A 20,055-nucleotide genomic window follows, 5' to 3' on the forward strand; every position below is an offset into this window, starting at 1 on the left:
TGACGGCAACTCTCCGGTGGGGGCGGGTGCACCGTCGCCGCCCGCGGGTTCGGCTGTGCCCACCCTCTCCCAAGCTCTCGGCTCCGCTCGAGCAGGGGGGACCCCCATCGCCCTGCGGAACGACTGCCCACAGCCTGAGCCGCCTGCCGGCTCACAGCCTGGCCCCGGTGGCGCGGACTTCCACCGGATGTGGCGCGACCTGCTGCCCATCGGCCGGCACCCCGCCTCCAACGGCTACCGCCGATTCGCCTGGACCGGTGTCGACGGCGACTGTCGGGCCTGGTTCGAGGAGCAAGCCGTTGCCCGTGGACTGCGCTACGAGGTCGACCGGAACGGGAACCAGTGGGCCTGGCTCGGTGACCCCGCCGCCGGGGACGCCGTCGTCACCGGGTCGCATCTCGACTCCGTGCCGGACGGCGGGGCCTTCGACGGTCCTCTCGGAGTCGTGTCCGCCTTCGCCGCGCTGGACGAACTGCGCGGCCGGGACGTGCGGTTCACCCGGCCCCTCGGCATCGTGAACTTCGGTGACGAGGAAGGCGCCCGGTTCGGGCTCGCCTGTGTCGGGTCCCGGCTCACCGCCGGGCAGCTCACCCGCGAGCAGGCGCGCCGGCTCACCGACGGCGAGGGCGTGACACTGCCGCGCGCCATGGAGGCCGCCGGATACGACCCGGATGCCATCGGGCCCGACCCCGAGCGGCTCGCCCGCATCGGCGCCTTCATCGAACTGCATGTCGAGCAGGGCCGGGCCCTCGACCTGTCCGGCGACCGGGTCGGCATCGCCAGCGCGATCTGGCCCCACGGCCGGTGGCGGTTCGACTTCCGGGGCGAGGCCAACCACGCCGGCACCACCCGGCTCGCCGACCGGCGCGACCCCATGCTGTCCTACGCCGAGACCGTCCTCGCCGCCCGCCGCGAGGCCGAACTCGCCGGTGCCGTCGCCACCTTCGGCAAGATCGCCGTCGAGCCGAACGGCGTCAACGCCATCCCCTCCCTGGTGCGCGGCTGGCTCGACTCGCGCGCCGCCGACCAGGACAGTCTGGACACCGTGGTCGCCGGCGTCGAGAAGGCGGCCGGGGAGTACGCCGCCGCCCACGGTGTGGATCTCGCCGTCGTGCGTGAGTCGTTCACCCCCGTCGTCGAGTTCGACCACGCCCTGCGCGACGAACTCGCCCGCATCCTCGGCAAGGACACCGGCCTCACCGTCCCCGTCCTCGGCACCGGCGCCGGACACGACGCCGGGATCCTGTCCGGGAGCATCCCGACCGCCATGCTGTTCGTGCGCAACCCCACCGGCGTCTCCCACTCACCGGCCGAGTCCGCCACCGAGGACGACTGCGTGGCCGGGGTACTCGCACTCGCCGACGTACTGGAAGGACTGGCGTGCAGGTGACCACAGCAGCCACGCGCACGTACTGGCTGGAGCACGCCTGGCTCGGCACGCACGTCGAGCCCGGCGTGGCCCTCGACGTCCGGGACGGCCGCATCGCCGCCGTCCGCCCGGGCATCCCCGCCCCGCCCCCCGGCGCCGAGGTCCTGCGCGGCCTCACCCTCCCCGGACTGGCCAACGCCCACAGCCACGCCTTCCACCGCGCCCTGCGCGGCACCGTCCAGGTCGGCTCCGGCACCTTCTGGACCTGGCGCGAGGTCATGTACGCCACGGCCGCCCGGCTCACCCCGGACACCTACCACGCCCTCGCCCGCGCCGTGTACGCCGAGATGGCCCTGGCCGGCATCACGGCGGTCGGCGAGTTCCACTACGTCCACCACGCCCCCGGCGGCACCCGCTACGCCGACCCCAACGCGATGGGCGAGGCCCTGATCGCGGCCGCCGCCGAAGCCGGGATCCGCATCACCCTCCTCGACACCGCCTATCTCTCCTCCGGCTTCGGACAGCCGCCCACCGCCCCTCAGCTCCGCTTCTCCGACGGCACCGCGGACGCCTGGGCCGATCGCTGTTCAGTTCTCAAGGAACGGGATCACGCGCGGATCGGAGCGGCGATCCACTCCGTGCGGGCCGTGCCCGCCGATCAGCTGGCGACCGTCGCACGGTGGGCCGAGGAGCGGCGGGCCCCGCTCCATGTGCACCTGTCGGAACAGACGGCCGAGAACGACGCCTGCCGGGAGGCTCACGGCCGCACCCCCACCCGGCTGCTCGCCGACCACGGGGTGCTCGGCCCGCGCACCACCGGCGTCCACAACACCCACCTGACCACCGAGGACATCTCCCTCATCGGCGGCAGCGGCACCGGCACCTGCATGTGCCCCACCACCGAGCGGGACCTCGCCGACGGCATCGGGCCCGCCGTCGCCCTTCAGCAGGCGGGCTCGCCGCTCTCCCTCGGCTCCGACAGCCACGCCGTGATCGACCTGTTCGAAGAGGCGCGCGCCATGGAGCTGAACGAGCGCCTGCGCACCCGCACCCGAGGGCATTGGACGGCGGCTGCCCTCCTGCGGGCCGCCTCGGCGGACGGGCACTCGGCACTCGGCTGGGCGGACGCGGGCGCCCTGGAACCCGGCGCGCTCGCCGACTTCACGACGATCGCGCTCGACTCGGTCAGGACGGCAGGGCCGCTTCCGCGGCTCGGGGCCGAGACGGCCGTATTCGCCGCGTCGGCAGCAGACGTGTCGCATACGGTCGTGGGAGGTCGGCACGTCGTACGGGACGGGGTGCACTCGCTCGTACCGGATGTGCCGCACGCCCTCGCGGACGCCGTCGAAGCACTGCGCGGATGACCCCGGGCCGCTCCTCCGAGCGGTCGGCCCCCGAACCCGACCCCACCGCCGACCAGGCCACCAAGGACGCCATGAGCAACGCGACGACCGTCAGCCCCGCCCACTCCGCGAGCACCGCAAGCACGCTCATCACCAACATCGCCGCCCTGGTCACCAACGACCCCTCCCTCGGACGGGGGTCCCCCCGCTCGAGCAAATTCGAGAGTGGGGAAGGTTCCCCCCTCGGACTGATCCAGGACGCGGCCGTCGTCATCGAAGGCGACCGCATCGCGTGGACCGGTGATCAAAGCAAAGCACCCGCCACTGACAATCGGGTCGACGCCGGCGGCCGGGCCGTCCTCCCCGGCTTCGTCGACTCCCACTCCCACCTGGTCTTCGCGGGCGACCGGACGCAGGAGTTCAACGCCCGGATGTCGGGGCGGCCGTACAGCGCGGGCGGCATCCGCACGACCGTCGCTGCCACCCGGGCGGCAACGGACGAGGAACTGGAGGCCAACGTCACCCGTTACCTCGACGAGGCCCTCCGCCAGGGCACCACCACCTTCGAGACCAAGTCCGGCTACGGCCTCACGACCCACGACGAGTCCCGCGCCCTGCGCGTCGCCGCCCGCCACACCGACGAGGTCACCTACCTCGGCGCCCACATCGTCGCCCCCGAGTTCGCCGAGGACCCGGCCGCCTACGTCGCCCTCGTCACCGGCGAGATGCTCGACGCCTGCGCCCCGCACGCCCGTTGGATCGACGTCTTCTGCGAGAAGGGCGCCTTCGACGGCGACCAGGCCCGCGCGGTCCTCACCGCCGGCAAGGCACGCGGCCTGCACCCCCGTATCCACGCCAACCAGCTCTCGTACGGCCCGGGCGTGCAGCTCGCCGTCGAACTCGACGCGGCCAGCGCCGACCACTGCACCCACCTGACGGAGGAGGACATCGACGCCCTGGCGAACAGCCGCACGGTCGCCACACTCCTCCCCGGTGCCGAGTTCTCCACCCGCGCCGAGTGGCCGAATGCCCGCCGCCTCCTCGACGCGGGCGTCACCGTGGCCCTCTCCACCGACTGCAACCCGGGCTCGTCCTTCACCTCTTCCGTCCCGTTCTGCATCGCGCTCGCCGTACGGGACATGGGCATGACCCCGGACGAGGCCGTCTGGTCGGCCACGGCGGGCGGCGCCGCGGCCCTCCGGCGCACCGACATCGGCCGCCTCACCCCGGGCGCGTACGCGGACCTGACGCTTCTCGACGCCCCGAGCCATGTCCACCTGGCCTACCGGCCGGGCGTCCCGCTGGTCACCGGAGTGTGGCGGCGCGGCGAGCGGGTGCTCTGACCGACGAACGCACACAGCGCCGGTCGGGGAGACCTTCCTGTCCTTCAGCTGCTGCCGGTCACCGGCAAGGACCACTCCCGGACCGGGCCCTCGCCGCTCGACGACGAGGAATGCGATGTCCAGGTCACGGAGGCGGTGCTCGCCTGTACATCCTGGAGCAGTACCGGCGGACGAAGGGAGGCTGGACCGATGACCAGACGGTGGCAGGTGGCCCTGGGCGCGAATGTGCTTCTCGGCATCCCGGGCGTGATACCGATCTGGATGCTGTGGTTCCTCGCAGCGAGCTGGGTGGGCGGCCCCGAGCCGACCGACAACGACCCCATGGTGCTCTGGCTGCCGATCGCGGCCATCGTCGTCGTGCCTTACGGCATGCTCTGGGTGGCCGTGAACCGTTCCATCGCGCGCCGGAGTTCCCTCACCCCACGCACCTACTGGTGGCTCAGCGCCCTGGCCACCTTCCTGCCGACCACGGCGCTGATCGTCTACTCACCGTGAGAAGTCGGCGTGGTCACGGCCTCTGCGGCGGTCGGCTCCTCCGGGCGCGGGGCGGGCGCAGGCGCGAGCGGCAGCCTCTTCCCGCTCCAGATGCCGACGGTGGCGACATCCTCGCCGACCGGCTGGTGGCGACATCCTTGCCGACCGGCTGCGGCCGGCCGAGGTCACGCCCGGCGAGGGCGGGCGCAGCGGCACCCCGCAGCGGGCGAACTGTGACCCCAGGACGCGCCTGGGGGCGGACCGTTCGGTCCGCCCCCGAAGGACAGCGTCACCCGGTACAGCGTTGTCCAGTGAGGATCACTCCTCGACGGTCAGCCCCTTGCGCAGCCGTACCAGCGTCCGGGACAGCAGACGCGAGACGTGCATCTGGGAGATGCCCAGTTCCTCGCCGATCTCCGACTGGGTCATGCCCGCGACGAAGCGCAGGGACAGGATCTTCCGGTCGCGCGGCGGAAGTTCGGCGATCAGCGGCTTCAACGACTCGACGTACTCGATGCCTTCGAGTCCGTGGTCCTCGTAGCCGATGCGGTCCGCGAGGGCGCCCTCGGAGTCGTCCTCCTCCGGCTGGGCGTCCAGCGAGGAGGCGGTGTAGGCGTTCGACGCGGCCATGCCCTCGACGACCTCGTCGTTGGAGATGCCGAGGCGCTCGGCCAGTTCGGCCACCGTCGGGGCGCGGTCCAGCTTCTGGGCCAGCTCGTCACCGGCCTTGGCCAGGTCGAGCCGCAGCTCCTGGAGCCGCCGCGGAACGCGCACGGACCACGAGGTGTCGCGGAAGAAGCGCTTGATCTCGCCGACGATGGTCGGCATCGCGAACGTGGGGAACTCGACACCCCGGGACAGCTCGAAGCGGTCGATCGCCTTGATCAGGCCGATGGTGCCGACCTGGATGATGTCCTCCATCGGCTCGCTGCGGGAGCGGAACCGGGAGGCGGCGAACTTGACCAGCGCGAGGTTCAGTTCGACGAGCGTGTTGCGGACGTACGAGTACTCGTGGGTGCCTTCCTCCAGCGACTCGAGGCGCTCGAAGAGGGTCTTGGACAGGGCCCGTGCGTCGACCGCGTCGACTTCCTCGTACGGGGGGATGTCCGGAAGTCCGGCGAGAAGGTCGTCCTGTGTGACGAGCATCTCAACCTGCTCGATGGGATCCAGATGTTCCGGAGGGGGTGTCGACGTCGCTTTCTGGGTACGCGATGCGTCGAGCCGGGGTGACATGATGTCCTCCATCGTTCTCGGCATATGGCTGCCGGAGCCAGTACGTGCACTGCGGTGTGCGGCGCCTCCAAAGCCGGCCGTGTCGGGTACGTGTCTTACTAGGCCTACCCGCTTTCCCGAGCCCACCGCAAGTGCGTTCTGTGGGCATATGTCCGTTTGTGTGTAGTTGTTCGGGTGTCGAAGCGTGTGAGGAAGGCGTAGTGTTCGTGGGCGTCAGCAGGCAGCACGACGTCGGGAGAGAGAGACGGCATGGACCGCGGGACAGTCGGCAGCGCACAGTCTGGCCGGCTTCTGGTGGAGGTGCGGGAAGAGGGCTCTAGTGCCGTCGTGACCCCGGCGGGTGAGTTGGATCACCACACCGCCGATCTGTTGCGTGAGCCCCTCGAGGACTGCCTCGCCAAGGGATTCAAGCGCCTGGTCATCGACTGCGCGCGGCTGGAGTTCTGTGACTCCACGGGGCTCAACGTGCTCCTTGGAGCACGACTGAAGGCCGAGGCCGCCGGTGGTGGCGTGACGCTCGCCGGGATGCAGCCGGTGGTGGCACGCGTGTTCGAGATCACGGGCGCGGATGCGGTCTTCAGTGTCCATGACACGCTTGAGGCGGCCCTGGCCGACGAGTCGGGCTGACCGGCGGTGCGTCGGCGCGCCGAGCCTCGGCCATCCCCCTGTGACCGGTGTCCTACCCCCGTCGCGCCCTTCGTGCCGAATACGGGGGTGTTCCGCCGGTCCGCCCGGGCAGGAGACATCCTGAAACGGTCGGCCACCAGGGCGGCGGGGGCGCCGCGAAACCGTCGTGCCGCGCACTGCGTGACTGACTGGGTAGTGGATTTTTTGAATCGTGAACTGGTGAATCGGTGAGGTGAAGCGCTGATGAGCACCACCCGGCCCTACTCGCCGGGCGACCGCGGGCCGGAGCCCAGCGGCGCTTCCGGGGCGTCCGAGGGTGGCGTACCGGCGGGCGGTGCGTCCGGCGAGGGCGTGGCCGTGCCGTCCGGAGCCGCGGCACCGCCGGGGGGCCGGGAGGTGCGACGGCTGAGCTTCGACGGGGCGAGCGGTGTCGTGCCGCTCGCCCGCGACTTCGCCCGCCAGGCGCTGTACGCGTGGGGCTGGCTGCCGGCCGCCTCCGCGGACCAGCGGGCCGCCGCCGAGGACGTGCTGCTCGTCGTCTCCGAGCTGGTCACCAACGCCTGCCTGCACGCCGAGGGGCCGGACCAGCTGTGGATCACCTGCGACAACAAGGTGATCCGTATCGAGGTCGCCGACCGGGGCACCGGCCAGCCGTCACCCCGCACTCCGCACCGGGCCGGCCGCCCGGGCGGCCACGGCATGTTCATCGTCCAGCGGCTGTGCCTGGACTGGGGCGTCGTCCGCACGCCGGGAGTCGCCGGCAAGACGGTCTGGGCCGAACTGGGAGCCCCTGCCTGATCCGGGGGCGTCGCGCGCACGCCGGGTGCGGGCTCCGGGCACGCCACGGGCGGCCATTCGGGTGCGGGCTCCGGGCACTCCACGGGCGGCCGTCCGGGTGAAGGCGAGCGGGCGGTTCACCGCCGACTGCCCGGCCGCCTCCACGGAACCTCCGCCGCACATCCCCCGCCCGTCACTCACCACACGCCGGATCGCCACAGATCCGGCGTGCACTGTGTCTTCCTTCCTCGACGCCCCGGGCGTACCTTGACGGCCCGATCTGATACCCCGTCAGAAACAGGAAGGGGATCGGCACCGTGTCGTACCGGAATCGAACCGCCGCGCTCGCGTCCGCCGCGGCCCTGGCCGGCTCGGCGGTGTTGATGGCCGCCCCCGTGGCCCGGGCCGAGGTCGTCGACGTCAACTACCAGTGCAAGACGCCGATCGGCGACAAGAGCGCCGTCTCGCCCATCGACATCAAGGGTGTCAAGAGCGGCGGCGCCTACCGGATCACCATGTCCTGGCAGAAGGGCGTCTCCTCCAGCCCGGTCGAACTGGGCAAGGGCGCGATGACCCCGAGCGCCACCATCGCCCTGGGCGGCGCGGACAGCGGCACCCTGACGGTGACCGGCCCCGCCAACGACGCCGCGATCCCGGCCAACACACCGATCAAGATCAATGACCTGAGCGGTACGTACACGCCGAAGAAGAGCGGCGAGGTCACCTTCACGGCCGGCGTGCTCACCATCAAGGCGCTCGGCACGACGACCACGTGCACACCGACGAACGACCCGGGCCCGTCCCTGACCCTCGACGTCACGGCCGCGAGCGGCGGCGGCGCCACCGGCTCCACCCAGGGCGGCGGCTCCGGCTCGGGGTCCGGCTCCGGCGCCGGACTCCCGCAGACCGGCCCGGAGGACTCGGCCGTCGCCCTCGGCACCCTCGGCGGGACGGTCCTGCTCGCCGGCACGGCGGGCGCCCTGTGGCTGTCACGACGTCACCAGGCGGCGCGAGTACGCCACTGAGCGCACGCCCGTACGACCGCTGGAGCCGCCGATGCCGTACGTCGCCCGTGTTCCGTACCTGTCGCTGCCGGTCCTGCTGGTGCTCCTGCTGGGTCTGGCGGGCGCCGGGCCCGCCGGGGCGGCGGACCGGCCCGTCGTCGAGCTGTCCAGGGCCCAGGCCGGTACGGGCGGTTCGGTCACCGTCACCGGCAGCGGCTGGCGGCCGCGTGCCCTGCTGACGCTGCTGGTCTGCGGGCAGGCCGAGCCGTCCCGGGGCGTGACGGGCGGCACCGACTCCTGCGCCAACGCCGACGGCCGGGCCGTCACCACCGACGCCGAGGGGCGCTTCCGCCGCGAACTGCCCGTCGTGGAACCGCCCGTGCCGTGCCCCTGCGTGGTGCACGCGGCGACGGTGACCGGGGCCAGGGCCGAGGCCGACGCGGTCTTCCAGGTCGCCGGGCACGCGGTCGAGCCGCTGCCCGCGGACCGGGCCGGCGGGCGGCTGTCCCTGCTCGCGGACACCCGGCTGCGTGGCTCCGGCGGGCTGCTGACCTGGTTCGGCTCCCCGCCCGCCCGGACGCTCGTGGTCACCGTCGGAAACGTCGGGACGTCCCCCGTGAAGGACCCCGTCTTCCAGGTCGGCACCTCCCACGGCGTGTTCGCCCCGCAGTGGCAGGACCAGCGCTGGCGCGGCACGATCCGGCCCGGCGGGAAGGCGCGCATCGAACTCCCCGTGGAGCTCGCGGCCGGGGCGCACGGCGACTACACCGTGTCCCTGAAGTACGGCGGCAAGGTCCTCGCCGAACACCCCTGGGGCGTGGGCCGCCCCTGGGGCGTGACCCTGTTCTGGGTCCTCGTCTGCCTGGTCGTCCCCGCGGCGCTGTTCCGCGCCGGCCTGGCCGTCGTGGACCACGCACGCCCCCGCCACCCCGTCCACGCGGCCCGCCCGCCCCGCCGCCCGCGCCTGCGCCTGCCCTCCGCACGCGGGCCCTCGGCCCTGCCGTGGGTCGCCCCGGACGCCGACCGCCGAGATCGACGAGGACATGAGACGAGGACGTGAGACGAGGACGTGAGACGAGGACATGAGAAGGGCCGCCGCGCCTTCGAGGTGCGGCGGCCCCTCGTCAGGGTCCGGTGGGCGGGTCAGTGGACGTCGCCCATCAGCGCCTTGACCTTCCTGCGGTACATGTACGCCGCGACACCCGCCAGGGCGGCGAGGACCGCCTCCGCCGCGACCGCGCCGGTGCCGCTCAGGTCGACGCCGCCGACGGCCGGGTTGGAGAGCAGACCCGTCACCGAGTCGCCCGCCGTGACCGCGAGGAACCAGACGCCCATCATCTGGCTGGCGTACTTGGCCGGGGCCATCTTCGTCGTCACCGACAGGCCGACCGGCGAGAGGCACAGCTCACCGACGGTCTGGATCAGGTAGATGCCCACCAGCCACATCGGGCTGACCAGTGTGTCGCCGTCGGCCATGCCCAGCGGCAGCAGGAAGAAGAAGAACGAGACACCGACGAAGAACAGCGCCGCGGCGAACTTGGCGACGGTGCTCGGCTCCTTGCCCTTGCGGTTCAGCCACAGCCAGAACCAGGCGAAGACCGGGGCCAGGGCCATGATGAACACCGGGTTCAGCGACTGGTACCAGGACGACGGGAAGTCGAAGCCGAGCAGCGAACCGGAGGCCTTCGTCTCACCGAACGCCTGGACCGTGGAACCGCCCTGGTCGTAGATCATCCAGAAGACGGCGGCCGCGACGAAGAACCAGATGTAGCCGGTCATCTTCGACTGCTCGACCGCGCTGAGCTCCTTGTCCCGCTTGATGCGGATCAGCACACCGGCCGGGATGATCAGACCGATCACCGTGAGCGGGATCATCGCCCAGTTGAGGGTGAAGTGGCCGGTGAAGCCGACGACGCCGTAGAAGACCGCCGCGACGGCCAGCCAGAGCAGGCCCTTGCGCAGCCAGGACGCGCGCTCCTCGGCCGCCAGCGGCTTGGGCACGATGCTGCTCTGCGGGCTGAGGTTCCGGGTGCCGACAAGGAAGGCCACGAGGCCGATGCCCATGCCGACCGCGGCCAGACCGAAGCCGAGGTGCCAGCTCACCTGCTGGCCGACGGTGCCGATGATCAGCGGCGCGAAGAAGGCACCCATGTTGATGCCCATGTAGAAGATCGTGAAGCCGCCGTCACGACGCGGGTCGTCCGGGCCGTCGTAGAGGTGGCCGACCATGGTGGAGATGTTGGCCTTGAGCAGGCCGGAGCCCAGTGCCACCAGCGCCAGACCGGCGAAGAAGGGTGCCTGGCCGCCGGGCAGGGCCAGCACCAGGTGACCCGACATGATCGTGAGGGCCGCGATCGTCACCGTCTTGCGCGGACCCCAGACCCGGTCGCCGAGCCAGCCGCCGGGCATGGCGAGCAGGTACACCATCGACAGGTAGACCGAGTAGATCGCCGTGGTCGTGGCGAGGTCCATGCCGAGTCCGCCGCCGATGCTGCCCTTCTTGGCGTCGGGCCCGCCGGAGAGCAGGTACACGACGAGCAGAGCCCGCATGCCGTAGAAGCTGAACCGCTCCCACATCTCGGTCATGAACAGAGTGGCCAGTCCGCGGGGGTGGCCGAAGAAGGTCTTCTCGGAACCGGGGGTGCCCGGGCGGGCCGAGTCCTTCGTCAGGCTGGACGCCATGGTCGTTCCTTGCTGGTCGGGACGCGCTCCGCAGCAGCGGTGGTGCGCCCGGTGGGGGCTGCGGCACCGGTGCGTACGGCCGTCCGCCCGACGCCTACGGGGGACCGCTCCGGGGCAGGAGCGGTGGGCGGTCGCCACCGGAATCCACGCCTCTACGCGCGTATCCGCACGACGAGGCCCGGCCGCAGTCGTTTCAGGTTCGGGGGCTGGCGGAAACCAGCCCACACACAAAAGAGACCTCCAGGGGCAAAACAGCCTCCGAAGGTCGCCGTGGTGCTACAGGCGTTGATTCACCATACGGCAGGACACAGCCGCATATGGAAGGACTTGAGACACGAATCACAGGCACCATGGGAACCTTGAGCCCCATTTCCAAGGTCCTTACCAGGATCGCACCCCACAGGTAGAGGTTTGTACGCGCTCCCGGGGAACGTAAGAAACGGGTGTGCAGCCGGTAAGAATCAAGGCTTCCGGTCACACCCCAGCTCAGGGGCTTGCAGGTCTACCATCACCTCATGACCCGTGTACTGCTCGCCGAGGACGACGCGTCCATCTCGGAGCCGCTGGCCCGTGCTCTGCGCCGGGAGGGCTACGAGGTCGAGGTGCGTGAGGACGGACCCACCGCGCTCGACGCCGGAATGCAGGGCGGCGTCGACCTGGTCGTGCTCGACCTGGGGCTGCCCGGCATGGACGGTCTGGAGGTGGCCCGCCGCCTGCGTGGCGAAGGCCACAGCATCCCGATCCTCATCCTGACCGCGCGCGCCGACGAGGTGGACACCGTCGTCGGACTCGACGCGGGAGCCGACGACTACGTCACCAAGCCTTTCCGGCTCGCCGAGCTGCTCGCCCGCGTCCGCGCCCTGCTGCGCCGCGGCGCCGCCGAGCCGCAGCAGCCGCCCGCCACCCACGGCGTGCGGATCGACGTCGAGTCGCACCGCGCCTGGATGGGCGAGGAGGAGCTCCAGCTAACCGCCAAGGAGTTCGACCTGCTGCGGGTGCTGGTGCGCGACGCGGGCCGGGTCGTCACCCGCGATCAGCTCATGCGCGAGGTGTGGGACACGACCTGGTGGTCGTCGACCAAGACCCTCGACATGCACATCTCCTGGCTGCGCAAGAAGCTCGGCGACGACGCGGCCAACCCCCGCTACATCGCCACGGTGCGCGGTGTGGGCTTCCGCTTCGAGAAGAGCTGAGCCGCGGGCCAGGCACGGATGAGCACGGGTAACAGGACATGCGCCGCCGACTGATCCAGTCCACGCTCGCCGTGGTCCTCGTCGTGATCGCCGTCTTCGGCGTCTCCCTCGTCATCGTCGAGACCAAAACGATCAGCAACAGCGCCCAGGAGCGGGTGGAGTCCGAGGCGGTCCGGCTGGCCAGCATCGTCGACAGCCGGCTCTTCGTCGCTCAGCAGGTCGACGCGGAGGTGCTGCGCAAGCAGGTCACGCAGGACCGCTACTACGCGATGATCCGGATCCCCGGGGAGGAGCCCATCGAGGTCGGGTCCAAGCCGTCCGGTGACGTCATCAGCGCGACCGCGCCCGGCGAGGAGGGCGAGACGGTCACCGTGCAGGAGCCGCGCTCCTCGGTGACCCGGGAGGTCGCCCGCACCCTGCTGATCATCGGGCTGGTCGCGCTGCTGGCGGTGGTGGCCGCGGTGCTGCTGGCGGTCCGCCAGGCGAACCGGCTGGCGTCGCCGCTGACCGACCTCGCGGAGACGGCCGAGCGGCTCGGCTCGGGCGACCCTCGCCCCCGGCACAAGCGGTACGGCGTGCCCGAGCTGGACCGGGTGGCGGACGTGCTGGACGGCTCGGCCGAGCGCATCGCGCGCATGCTGACCGCCGAGCGACGGCTGGCCGCGGACGCCTCCCACCAGCTGCGGACGCCGCTGACGGCGCTGTCGATGCGGCTGGAGGAGATCACGCTCACCGACGACCCGGACACGGTGAAGGAAGAGGCGACGATCGCGCTGACCCAGGTCGAGCGGCTCACGGACGTCGTGGAGCGGCTGCTGACGAACTCCCGCGATCCGCGCACCGGCTCCGCCGTCACCTTCGACCTCGACGAGGTCATCCAGCAGCAGCTCGCCGAGTGGCGCCCCGCCTACCGCAGTGCGGGCCGGGCGATCGTCAGCTCCGGCAAGCGGCATCTCGAGGCCGTGGGCACGCCGGGAGCGGTCGCGCAGGTGCTGGCCGCGCTGATCGAGAACTCCCTGATGCATGGCGGTGGCACGGTGGCGCTGCGCACCCGCGTCACCGGCAACCAGGCCGTCATCGAGGTCACGGACGAGGGCCCCGGGGTCCCCGCCGACCTCGGCGCACGCATCTTCGAGCGGGCGATCAGCGGCCGGAACTCCACGGGTATCGGCCTGGCCGTGGCCCGCGACCTGGCGGAAGCGGACGGTGGCCGCCTGGAGATGCTCCAGGCCAAGCCCCCGGTGTTCGGCCTGTTCCTGTCCCGCACGCCGGTCCGGACGTCCGTCGACGGCGAGGACGAGCCGATGGTCCGCTGACGACCGGCCTACGGCACTCGCTGCCCGTCCCGCGACCGCCTGGCCCGTTCGCCCTCCAGAATCGATTCCGCGTCCGCCACCGCCTCACGGGCCGGAAGGGCGCGGAACACCCACGAGCGGTACGACCAGAAGCGGAAGAGCGTGGCGATGCCGATACCGAGGAACTTGAAGATGTTGTTCTGCAGCGGGGTGTCCCAGCCGAAGCCGTACGTGGCCGTGTACAGGACGCCGTTCTCGATGACCAGCCCGATCGCGCTGAACAGCAGGAACAGGGACATCTCCCGCGTACGCCGGGTCCTGTCACGGTCGCGGTAGGTGAAGTAGCGGAAGCCGACGTAGTTGAAGATGATCGCTACGACGGTCGCGATGACGCTCGCGCGCACCACCTGGAGGTCGGTGACATGCCGTACCAGGTTGAACACGAGGAGGTTGACGAGCACTCCGACACCGCCCACCGCGCCGAACTTGGCGACTTCGTGAACGAGCCGTCGGAGCCGCGAGGCACCATGTCCCATGGTCGTGCAGGCCCCCGTCCGTGGTTGGCGTCAACTCAGCCATGCTAACCACCCTCCCGCGTGATCTTCCTGCGGACGCCGACGGACGGCCGGAGATGGTCCGGCAGGGCCGGGGAGGGGCAGGAAACCGGCCACCCTGGCGCGGCCGATACCCTGGGGGCGTGACATTCCCGGTAGTCGGCATGGTCGGCGGGGGCCAGCTCGCTCGTATGACACACGAGGCAGGCATCCCGCTGGGCATCAGGTTCAAGCTCCTCAGTGACACCCCGCAGGACTCAGCTGCGCAGGTCGTGAGCGATGTCGTCGTCGGCGACTATCGCGACCTCGACACGCTGCGCGAGTTCGCACGCGGGTGCGACGTGATCACCTTCGATCACGAACATGTACCCACCGAGCACCTCAGGGCCCTGGAGGCGGACGGCATCCCCGTGCGCCCCGGCCCCGACGCGCTTCAGCACGCCCAGGACAAGGGCGTGATGCGCGCGAAGCTCGACGCGATCGGCGTGCCCTGCCCCAGACACAGAATCGTTTCCGATCCGCAGGACGTGGCGGCCTTCGCCGCGGAGGGCGACGGCTTCCCCGTCGTCCTCAAGACCGTCCGCGGCGGTTACGACGGCAAGGGCGTGTGGGTCGTCGACTCCGTCGAGGAGGCCGCCGACCCGTTCAGGGCCGGAGTTTCCGTGCTAGCCGAGGAGAAGGTCGACTTCGTCCGCGAGCTCGCCGCCAACGTCGTACGCTCCCCGCACGGCCAGGCCGTGGCCTACCCGGTCGTGGAGTCCCGCCAGGTGAACGGCGTCTGCGACACGGTGATCGCCCCGGCGCCCGACCTCGACGAGGCCCTCGCCCTGGAGGCCTCCGAGATGGCGCTGAACATCGCCAAGGAACTCGGCGTCGTCGGCCACCTCGCCGTCGAGCTGTTCCAGACCCGCGACGGCCGCATCCTCGTCAATGAACTCGCCATGCGCCCGCACAACTCGGGCCACTGGTCGATGGACGGCGCCGTCACCAGCCAGTTCGCCAACCATGTCCGGGCCGTCCTGGACCTGCCCCTCGGCGACCCGCGCCCGCGCGCCGAGTGGACGGTCATGGTCAACGTCCTCGGCGGCGACTACCCGGACATGTACTCCGCGTACCTGCACTGCATGGCCCGCGACCCCCAGCTCAAGATCCACATGTACGGCAAGGACGTGAAGCCCGGCCGCAAGGTCGGCCACGTCAACACCTACGGCGACGACCTGGACGACGTGCTGGAGCGCGCCCGTCACGCAGCCGGCTACCTGAGAGGCACCATCACCGAATGAGCCCTGTTGTTGGCATCGTCATGGGGTCGGACAGCGACTGGCCCGTCATGGAGGCCGCCGCCAAGGCCCTCGACGAGTTCGAGATCGCCTACGAGGTCGACGTCGTCTCCGCGCACCGCATGCCGCGCGAGATGGTCGCGTACGGCGAGCAGGCCGACGGCCGCGGGCTCAAGGTGATCATCGCCGGGGCAGGCGGCGCCGCCCACCTGCCCGGCATGCTGGCCTCCGTGACCCCGCTGCCGGTCATCGGCGTGCCCGTGCCGCTGAAGTACCTCGACGGCATGGACAGCCTCCTGTCGATCGTGCAGATGCCGGCCGGTGTCCCCGTCGCCACGGTCTCCGTCGCCGGCGCCCGCAACGCCGGTCTGCTCGCGGCCCGTATCCTCGCCGCGCACGACGAGGAACTCCGCGCCCGCATGCGCGAGTTCCAGCAGGAGCTGAACGACCAGGCCACCGAGAAGGGCAAGCGCCTGCGCTCCAAGGTCGAGGGCTCGGGCGGCTTCGGCTTCGGCGCGGGGAAGTGACGACGATGACCTCCCTGGAGGCAGCCCGGGAACTCCTGAGCGAGTTCCCGGTCGCCGACGGGCACAACGACCTGCCCTGGGCGCTGCGCGAGCAGGTCCGCTACGACCTCGACGCCCGCGATGTCGCCGCCGACCAGAGCGCCCACCTGCACACCGACATCCCGCGGCTGCGCGCGGGCGGGGTCGGTGCGCAGTACTGGTCCGTCTACGTCCGCACGGACTCGCCCGACCCGGTCGCGGCGACGCTCGAACAGATCGACTGCGTACGGCAGTTGATCGACCGGCACCCGGAGGACCTGCGGCCCGCGCTGACGGCCGCCGACATGGAGGCCGCGCGCCGGGAGGGCCGGATCGCCTCCCTCATGGGCGCGGAGGGCGGCCACTCCATCGCCAACTCCCTGGGCACCCTGCGGGGTCTGTACGGGCTCGGCGTGCGCTATCTGACGCTCACCCACAACGACAACGTGGACTGGGCGGACTCCGCGACCGACGAGCCGCGGGCCGACGGCCTCACCGCGTTCGGCCGGCAGGTCGTGCGGGAGATGAACCGGCTCGGCATGCTCGTGGACCTCTCCCACGTGGCGGCGACCACCATGCGCGACGCGCTCGACGCGAGCTCCGCCCCGGTGATCTTCTCCCACTCCTCGGCACGGGCCGTGTGCGACCACCCGCGCAACGTCCCGGACGACGTCCTGGAGCGGCTGCCCGGCAACGGCGGCATGGCGATGGTGACGTTCGTGCCGAAGTTCGTGCTCCAGGCCGCCGTCGACTGGACGGCCGAGGCCGACGAGAACATGCGCGCCCACGGCTTCCACCACCTCGACACCACCGCGGAGGCCATGAAGGTCCACCGCGCCTTCGAGGAGCGGCACCCGCGCCCGGTCGCGACGGTGGCGACGGTGGCCGACCACCTGGACCACATGCGCGAGGCCGCCGGCATCGACCACCTCGGCATCGGCGGCGACTACGACGGCACGGCCTTCACACCCGACGGCCTGGACGACGTCTCCGGCTACCCGAACCTGATCGCGGAGCTGCTGGACCGCGGCTGGTCGAAGGCGGACCTGGCGAAGCTGACCTGGAAGAACGCGGTACGGGTGCTCGACGCGGCCGAGGGCGTGGCACGGGGCCTTCAGGCCACGCGGTCGCCGTCCAACGCCACGATCGAGTCGCTCGACTCGCTCGACGGCTGAGCGGCGAGGGCGGGGTAGTCGGTGTAGCCGGTCGCCCCGCCCACGTACATGAAGTACCGGTCGCGCATCTCGTTCAGCGGCGCCCCGAGCCGGAGCCGGGTCACCAGGTCGGGATTGGCGAGGAAGGGCCGGCCGAGGGCTATCAGGTCGGCACCCGCGGCCAGCAGCGCCTCGGACGAGGCGAGCACCTCCTGCGACGACATCTCCTTCAGCACCGGATTGCCGATGAGCACGCCCGGCCATGCGGAGCGCACCTTCCGGAACACCGCCGTGTCCGGGTCGGAGCGCACCAGGTGCAGATACGCGAGCCCCAGCCCGGCGAGCCGCTCGACGAGCGCCGGGTAGATATCCTCGGTCTCGCCCTCGTCGATGCCGTTGACGGTGTTGCCGGGGGAGACCCTGAGCCCCACCCGGTCGGCTCCGATCTCGGCGGCCACGGCCTCGGTCACCTCGGCCGTGAACCGGATCCTGGCGGCGACCGGCCCGCCGTAGCCGTCGGTGCGGAGATTGGTGTTGTGGGCGAGGAACTGGTGCAGCAGATGGCCGTTGGCGGAGTGCACCTCCACTCCCTCGAACCCGGCGTCGATCGCGTTCCGGGCGGCGCGTGCGAAGTCGGCGACGGTGGTGCGGATGTCCTCTGCGGTCATCTCCCTGGGCACCACGGCCGGCCGGTGACCCTCCGGCGTGAAGATCGTCTCGGGGAGCGGTACGGGCGAGGGGGCGACCGGCGTCAGCCCGCTGGTCGCGGGGTGGCCGACCCGGCCGCCGTGCTGGAGCTGGAGGAACATCCGGCCGCCCGCGTCCCGCACCGCGTCCGTGACCTGCCGCCAGCCGGCCACGTGCGCCTGGCTGTGGACGGCGGTGATGTTCGGGTACGTCTGCCCGACCGCGTTCGGCGTCGCGGCCTCGGCGATGATCAGCCCGGCGGAGGCGCGCTGGGCGTAGTACGTGGCCATGAGCGGGGTCGGGGTGCCGTCGGCCTCGGCCCGGTTGCGGGTCAGGGGCGCCATCACCAGACGGTTGGGCAGGTCCAGCCCGGAGAGACGAGCCGGTTCGAAGAGTGCTGTCGTGTACTGCGTCATGCCCGTACGCTAGAACCTGACACCCATGTCAGATTCAAGTCCGGGAGTGGACGTGCGGATCGGTGAACTGGCCCGGCGCACCAACGTGAGCGAGCGGTCGCTGCGCTACTACGAGAAACAGGGGATGCTCACCGCCGAGCGGACGCCCGGCGGGCACCGGGAGTACCCGGAGGCGGCCGTGGACCGGGTCATCCGGATCCAGGAGCTGTTCGCGGCGGGATTGTGCAGCGAGAAGATCGTCCAGCTGCTGCCGTGCATGCGGGACAAGGACGGCGGGCCCTCGGCCCGCGCCACGCCCAACCTGGTCGCCGATCTCACCGCCGAGCGCGCCCGCATCGACCGGATGATCGCCGACCTGGTCCGCTCCCGGGACACCCTGGACGAGGTGATCGAGGTGGCCCGGCTGCCCTGAGAGCGTCGCCGCACGAGGGCGGGACCGTACCCCGAACGCCCCGCCCACCAGGAACCCTTCAGCGCTCCGTGCGACGGTGACCGTACCTCACGAACAACCGTACGGAGCCGCCATGGCAGACCTCCAGGACGACCTGGGCCCCATCGCCGCGGCCGGAGAGTTCGACGACCTGGCCGAGCCGTACCCCGATGAGGCCGTCATGGCGGCGGAGCCCTACAAGCCCGTCTCCGACCCGGACGACGCGCCGATGACCCGGGCCCACGCCATCCTCGCCGCCTACCCCGTCGCAGACGGCTACAACGGACTGCCCTGGGCGCTCAAGCGCCTGTTCCATTACGACCTGGAGGAGGGCGAGAGCACGGTCGACACGGACGTGCCCCGCCTGCGCCGCGGGCGGGTGGGCGCGCTTTTCTGGTCGCTGCATCTGCCCGAAGGCCTGGACGGCGACCGGGCCGTCGGCGCCACCCTGGAGCAGCTGGACCTGGCCAAGACCGTCGCCCGGACCTGCGACGCGGGACTGCGGCCGGCCTGTACGGCGGGGCAGGTCGCGGACGCCCGCAACTGCGGCCGCGTCGCCGTGCTCCTCGGTCCGGCCGGGGCCTCGGCCGTGGGTGACTCGCTGGGCATCCTGCGCCAGCTGAACTTCCTCGGTCTGCGCGTGCTGACGCTGACCGGGGTGTCCTGGGCGAGCGACGCGGGGCTGACGCGGTTCGGCGAGGAGATCGTGCGCGAGATGAACCGGATCGGTGTGATCGCGGACCTCTCCGGTGCCTCCGTGCCGACCGTCCGCCGTGTGCTGAGCCTCTCCCGGGCGCCCGTGCTGTTCAGCCGCTCCGCCGCCCGGGCCCTCCGCCCGCACCCGGTCAACCTGCCCGACGACCTGCTGGCGGAGCTGGGCTCGGCCAAGGGGCTGTGCCTGGTGCCGCTGACGGCCGAGCAGACCGGCCCGACCGTCCGGGACGTCGCCGACCATCTCGACCACATCCGGGGCGTGGCCGGTGCGCAGTGCGTCGGGCTGTCCGGCACGTACGACTCGGGCTCGGCCCACCCGCAGGAACTCGGCGACACCTCCTGCTATCCGCGGCTGATCGCCGAGCTGCTGCGGCGCGGCTGGGACGAGGCCGACGTGGCCCTGCTGACCTGGGGCAACGTCCAGCGGGTCCTGCGCGGCGCCGACTTCACGGCCCGCGCCGCCCAGCAGCGCCGCGAGCCGTCGACGGCGACCATCTCCGAGCTGGACGGGTGACCGGCGGGTGACTCAGACGGTGTGCTCGATCCGGCACAGGCAGAACGGATGCCCCACCGGGTCGGCGTACACCCGGAAGTCCTTCTTCTCGTAGTCCTCCCGGTCCAGCACCCGCGCCCCCAGTGCCAGCACCCGCTCCTCGGCCGCGTCGATCTCCTCCCAGGTCGACCCGCCGTCGAAGTCCAGGTGGAACTGCTGGGCGTCGCGGTTGGCCCGGGGCCACTCCGGCGGGGTGTACCCGGGCGAGCGCTGGAAGGCGAGCCGCGGCCCGTCGGGGATCCGCAGCACCACCCAGTCGGGGTCGTCGTCCTCGAGGGTGCCGCCCCCGACCTGCGCGTAGAAACGGGCCAGCTCGCGCGGGTCGGGGCAGTCGACGACGACGGAACGGAAACGTGCCACAGCAGGCATAGGGCCTCCCGGT

20 protein-coding genes are annotated in these 20,055 nt (G+C 71.5%); 15 read left to right on the plus strand and 5 right to left on the minus strand.

Annotated elements, in window-relative coordinates; all coding sequences use genetic code 11:
• Positions 1-187 precede the first annotated feature (187 nt).
• The 4 genes from ACZ6TU_RS25795 (at position 188) to ACZ6TU_RS25810 (ending at position 4,550) form a co-directional block, all read left to right on the plus strand.
• Positions 188-1,390 (plus strand): allantoate amidohydrolase, encoded by a 1,203-nt coding sequence (locus ACZ6TU_RS25795; RefSeq protein ID WP_469551320.1) that lies wholly within the window; start codon positions 188-190, stop codon positions 1,388-1,390.
• Positions 1,381-2,733, plus strand: coding sequence for a formimidoylglutamate deiminase (locus tag ACZ6TU_RS25800; protein WP_469551323.1), 1,353 nt, complete (start codon positions 1,381-1,383; stop codon positions 2,731-2,733). Before ACZ6TU_RS25795 ends, ACZ6TU_RS25800 begins: the two co-directional genes overlap by 10 nt.
• Positions 2,730-4,055 (plus strand): imidazolonepropionase, encoded by a 1,326-nt coding sequence (gene hutI, locus ACZ6TU_RS25805; protein WP_469551325.1) that lies wholly within the window; start codon positions 2,730-2,732, stop codon positions 4,053-4,055. Before ACZ6TU_RS25800 ends, hutI begins: the two co-directional genes overlap by 4 nt.
• A 189-nt stretch (positions 4,056-4,244) precedes the next feature.
• Positions 4,245-4,550, plus strand: coding sequence for a hypothetical protein (locus ACZ6TU_RS25810; RefSeq protein WP_467673400.1), 306 nt, complete (start codon positions 4,245-4,247; stop codon positions 4,548-4,550).
• A gap of 297 nt (positions 4,551-4,847) precedes the next feature.
• Here ACZ6TU_RS25810 and ACZ6TU_RS25815 read toward each other — a convergent pair whose 3' ends face one another.
• Entirely contained in the window at positions 4,848-5,774 is a 927-nt protein-coding gene (locus tag ACZ6TU_RS25815; RefSeq protein WP_467673402.1) for an RNA polymerase sigma factor SigF, read from the minus strand.
• 237 nt (positions 5,775-6,011) lie between these two features.
• Between ACZ6TU_RS25815 and ACZ6TU_RS25820 the strand changes: the two genes are divergently transcribed.
• The 4 genes from ACZ6TU_RS25820 to ACZ6TU_RS25835 all read left to right on the plus strand — a co-directional run bounded on the left by ACZ6TU_RS25820 (position 6,012) and on the right by ACZ6TU_RS25835 (position 9,230).
• Entirely contained in the window at positions 6,012-6,389 is a 378-nt protein-coding gene (locus ACZ6TU_RS25820) for an STAS domain-containing protein (RefSeq protein WP_030242586.1), read from the plus strand.
• Positions 6,390-6,632: 243 nt separating this feature from the next.
• Positions 6,633-7,187 carry an ATP-binding protein gene (locus ACZ6TU_RS25825; protein ID WP_467673404.1) on the plus strand — a complete coding sequence of 185 codons (555 nt, stop codon included), beginning with the start codon at positions 6,633-6,635 and terminating at the stop codon, positions 7,185-7,187.
• 296 nt (positions 7,188-7,483) lie between these two features.
• Positions 7,484-8,191: an LPXTG cell wall anchor domain-containing protein gene (locus tag ACZ6TU_RS25830; RefSeq protein WP_467673406.1), complete on the plus strand. Its 708-nt coding sequence runs from the start codon at positions 7,484-7,486 to the stop codon at positions 8,189-8,191.
• 31 nt (positions 8,192-8,222) lie between these two features.
• Positions 8,223-9,230 carry a hypothetical protein gene (locus ACZ6TU_RS25835; protein ID WP_467673408.1) on the plus strand — a complete coding sequence of 336 codons (1,008 nt, stop codon included), beginning with the start codon at positions 8,223-8,225 and terminating at the stop codon, positions 9,228-9,230.
• Positions 9,231-9,313: 83 nt separating this feature from the next.
• Here ACZ6TU_RS25835 and ACZ6TU_RS25840 read toward each other — a convergent pair whose 3' ends face one another.
• On the minus strand, positions 9,314-10,852 hold the full coding sequence (locus tag ACZ6TU_RS25840) for a peptide MFS transporter (RefSeq protein ID WP_467673410.1): 1,539 nt from the start codon (positions 10,850-10,852) through the stop codon (positions 9,314-9,316).
• A gap of 515 nt (positions 10,853-11,367) precedes the next feature.
• Here ACZ6TU_RS25840 and ACZ6TU_RS25845 point away from each other — a divergent pair.
• Together ACZ6TU_RS25845 and ACZ6TU_RS25850 are read left to right on the plus strand one after the other, a co-directional pair.
• Positions 11,368-12,045: a response regulator transcription factor gene (locus ACZ6TU_RS25845; protein WP_010034575.1), complete on the plus strand. Its 678-nt coding sequence runs from the start codon at positions 11,368-11,370 to the stop codon at positions 12,043-12,045.
• 38 nt (positions 12,046-12,083) lie between these two features.
• Positions 12,084-13,361: an ATP-binding protein gene (locus tag ACZ6TU_RS25850; protein WP_467673412.1), complete on the plus strand. Its 1,278-nt coding sequence runs from the start codon at positions 12,084-12,086 to the stop codon at positions 13,359-13,361.
• 8 nt (positions 13,362-13,369) lie between these two features.
• Here ACZ6TU_RS25850 and ACZ6TU_RS25855 read toward each other — a convergent pair whose 3' ends face one another.
• Positions 13,370-13,876: a GtrA family protein gene (locus ACZ6TU_RS25855; RefSeq protein ID WP_467673414.1), complete on the minus strand. Its 507-nt coding sequence runs from the start codon at positions 13,874-13,876 to the stop codon at positions 13,370-13,372.
• Positions 13,877-14,037: 161 nt separating this feature from the next.
• Between ACZ6TU_RS25855 and ACZ6TU_RS25860 the strand changes: the two genes are divergently transcribed.
• From ACZ6TU_RS25860 to ACZ6TU_RS25870, 3 genes are read left to right on the plus strand one after another with little or no spacing between them, the layout of a single operon-like run.
• Positions 14,038-15,177 carry a 5-(carboxyamino)imidazole ribonucleotide synthase gene (locus ACZ6TU_RS25860; protein ID WP_469551332.1) on the plus strand — a complete coding sequence of 380 codons (1,140 nt, stop codon included), beginning with the start codon at positions 14,038-14,040 and terminating at the stop codon, positions 15,175-15,177.
• Positions 15,174-15,701: a 5-(carboxyamino)imidazole ribonucleotide mutase gene (gene purE, locus ACZ6TU_RS25865; RefSeq protein WP_467673418.1), complete on the plus strand. Its 528-nt coding sequence runs from the start codon at positions 15,174-15,176 to the stop codon at positions 15,699-15,701. The genes ACZ6TU_RS25860 and purE overlap by 4 nt, the downstream gene beginning before the upstream one ends.
• A 5-nt stretch (positions 15,702-15,706) precedes the next feature.
• Positions 15,707-16,894, plus strand: a complete 1,188-nt coding sequence (locus ACZ6TU_RS25870) for a dipeptidase (RefSeq protein ID WP_469551335.1) — start codon at positions 15,707-15,709, stop codon at positions 16,892-16,894.
• Here the strand turns inward: ACZ6TU_RS25870 and ACZ6TU_RS25875 are convergent.
• Positions 16,834-17,976, minus strand: coding sequence for an alkene reductase (locus tag ACZ6TU_RS25875; RefSeq protein WP_467673422.1), 1,143 nt, complete (start codon positions 17,974-17,976; stop codon positions 16,834-16,836). The genes ACZ6TU_RS25870 and ACZ6TU_RS25875 overlap by 61 nt on opposite strands.
• Before the next feature lie 52 nt (positions 17,977-18,028).
• Between ACZ6TU_RS25875 and ACZ6TU_RS25880 the strand changes: the two genes are divergently transcribed.
• Both ACZ6TU_RS25880 and ACZ6TU_RS25885 read left to right on the plus strand, forming a co-directional pair.
• Positions 18,029-18,388 carry a MerR family transcriptional regulator gene (locus ACZ6TU_RS25880; RefSeq protein ID WP_399166366.1) on the plus strand — a complete coding sequence of 120 codons (360 nt, stop codon included), beginning with the start codon at positions 18,029-18,031 and terminating at the stop codon, positions 18,386-18,388.
• Between the two features lie 112 nt (positions 18,389-18,500).
• Positions 18,501-19,634, plus strand: coding sequence for a dipeptidase (locus ACZ6TU_RS25885; RefSeq protein ID WP_467673424.1), 1,134 nt, complete (start codon positions 18,501-18,503; stop codon positions 19,632-19,634).
• A gap of 12 nt (positions 19,635-19,646) precedes the next feature.
• Here the strand turns inward: ACZ6TU_RS25885 and ACZ6TU_RS25890 are convergent, their stop codons facing one another.
• A complete protein-coding gene (locus tag ACZ6TU_RS25890) occupies positions 19,647-20,042 on the minus strand; it encodes a VOC family protein (RefSeq protein ID WP_469551340.1) in 396 nt (131 codons plus the stop codon).
• Positions 20,043-20,055: the final 13 nt, after the last annotated feature.

It is taken from the genome of Streptomyces sp. NPDC052064, assembly GCF_055585925.1.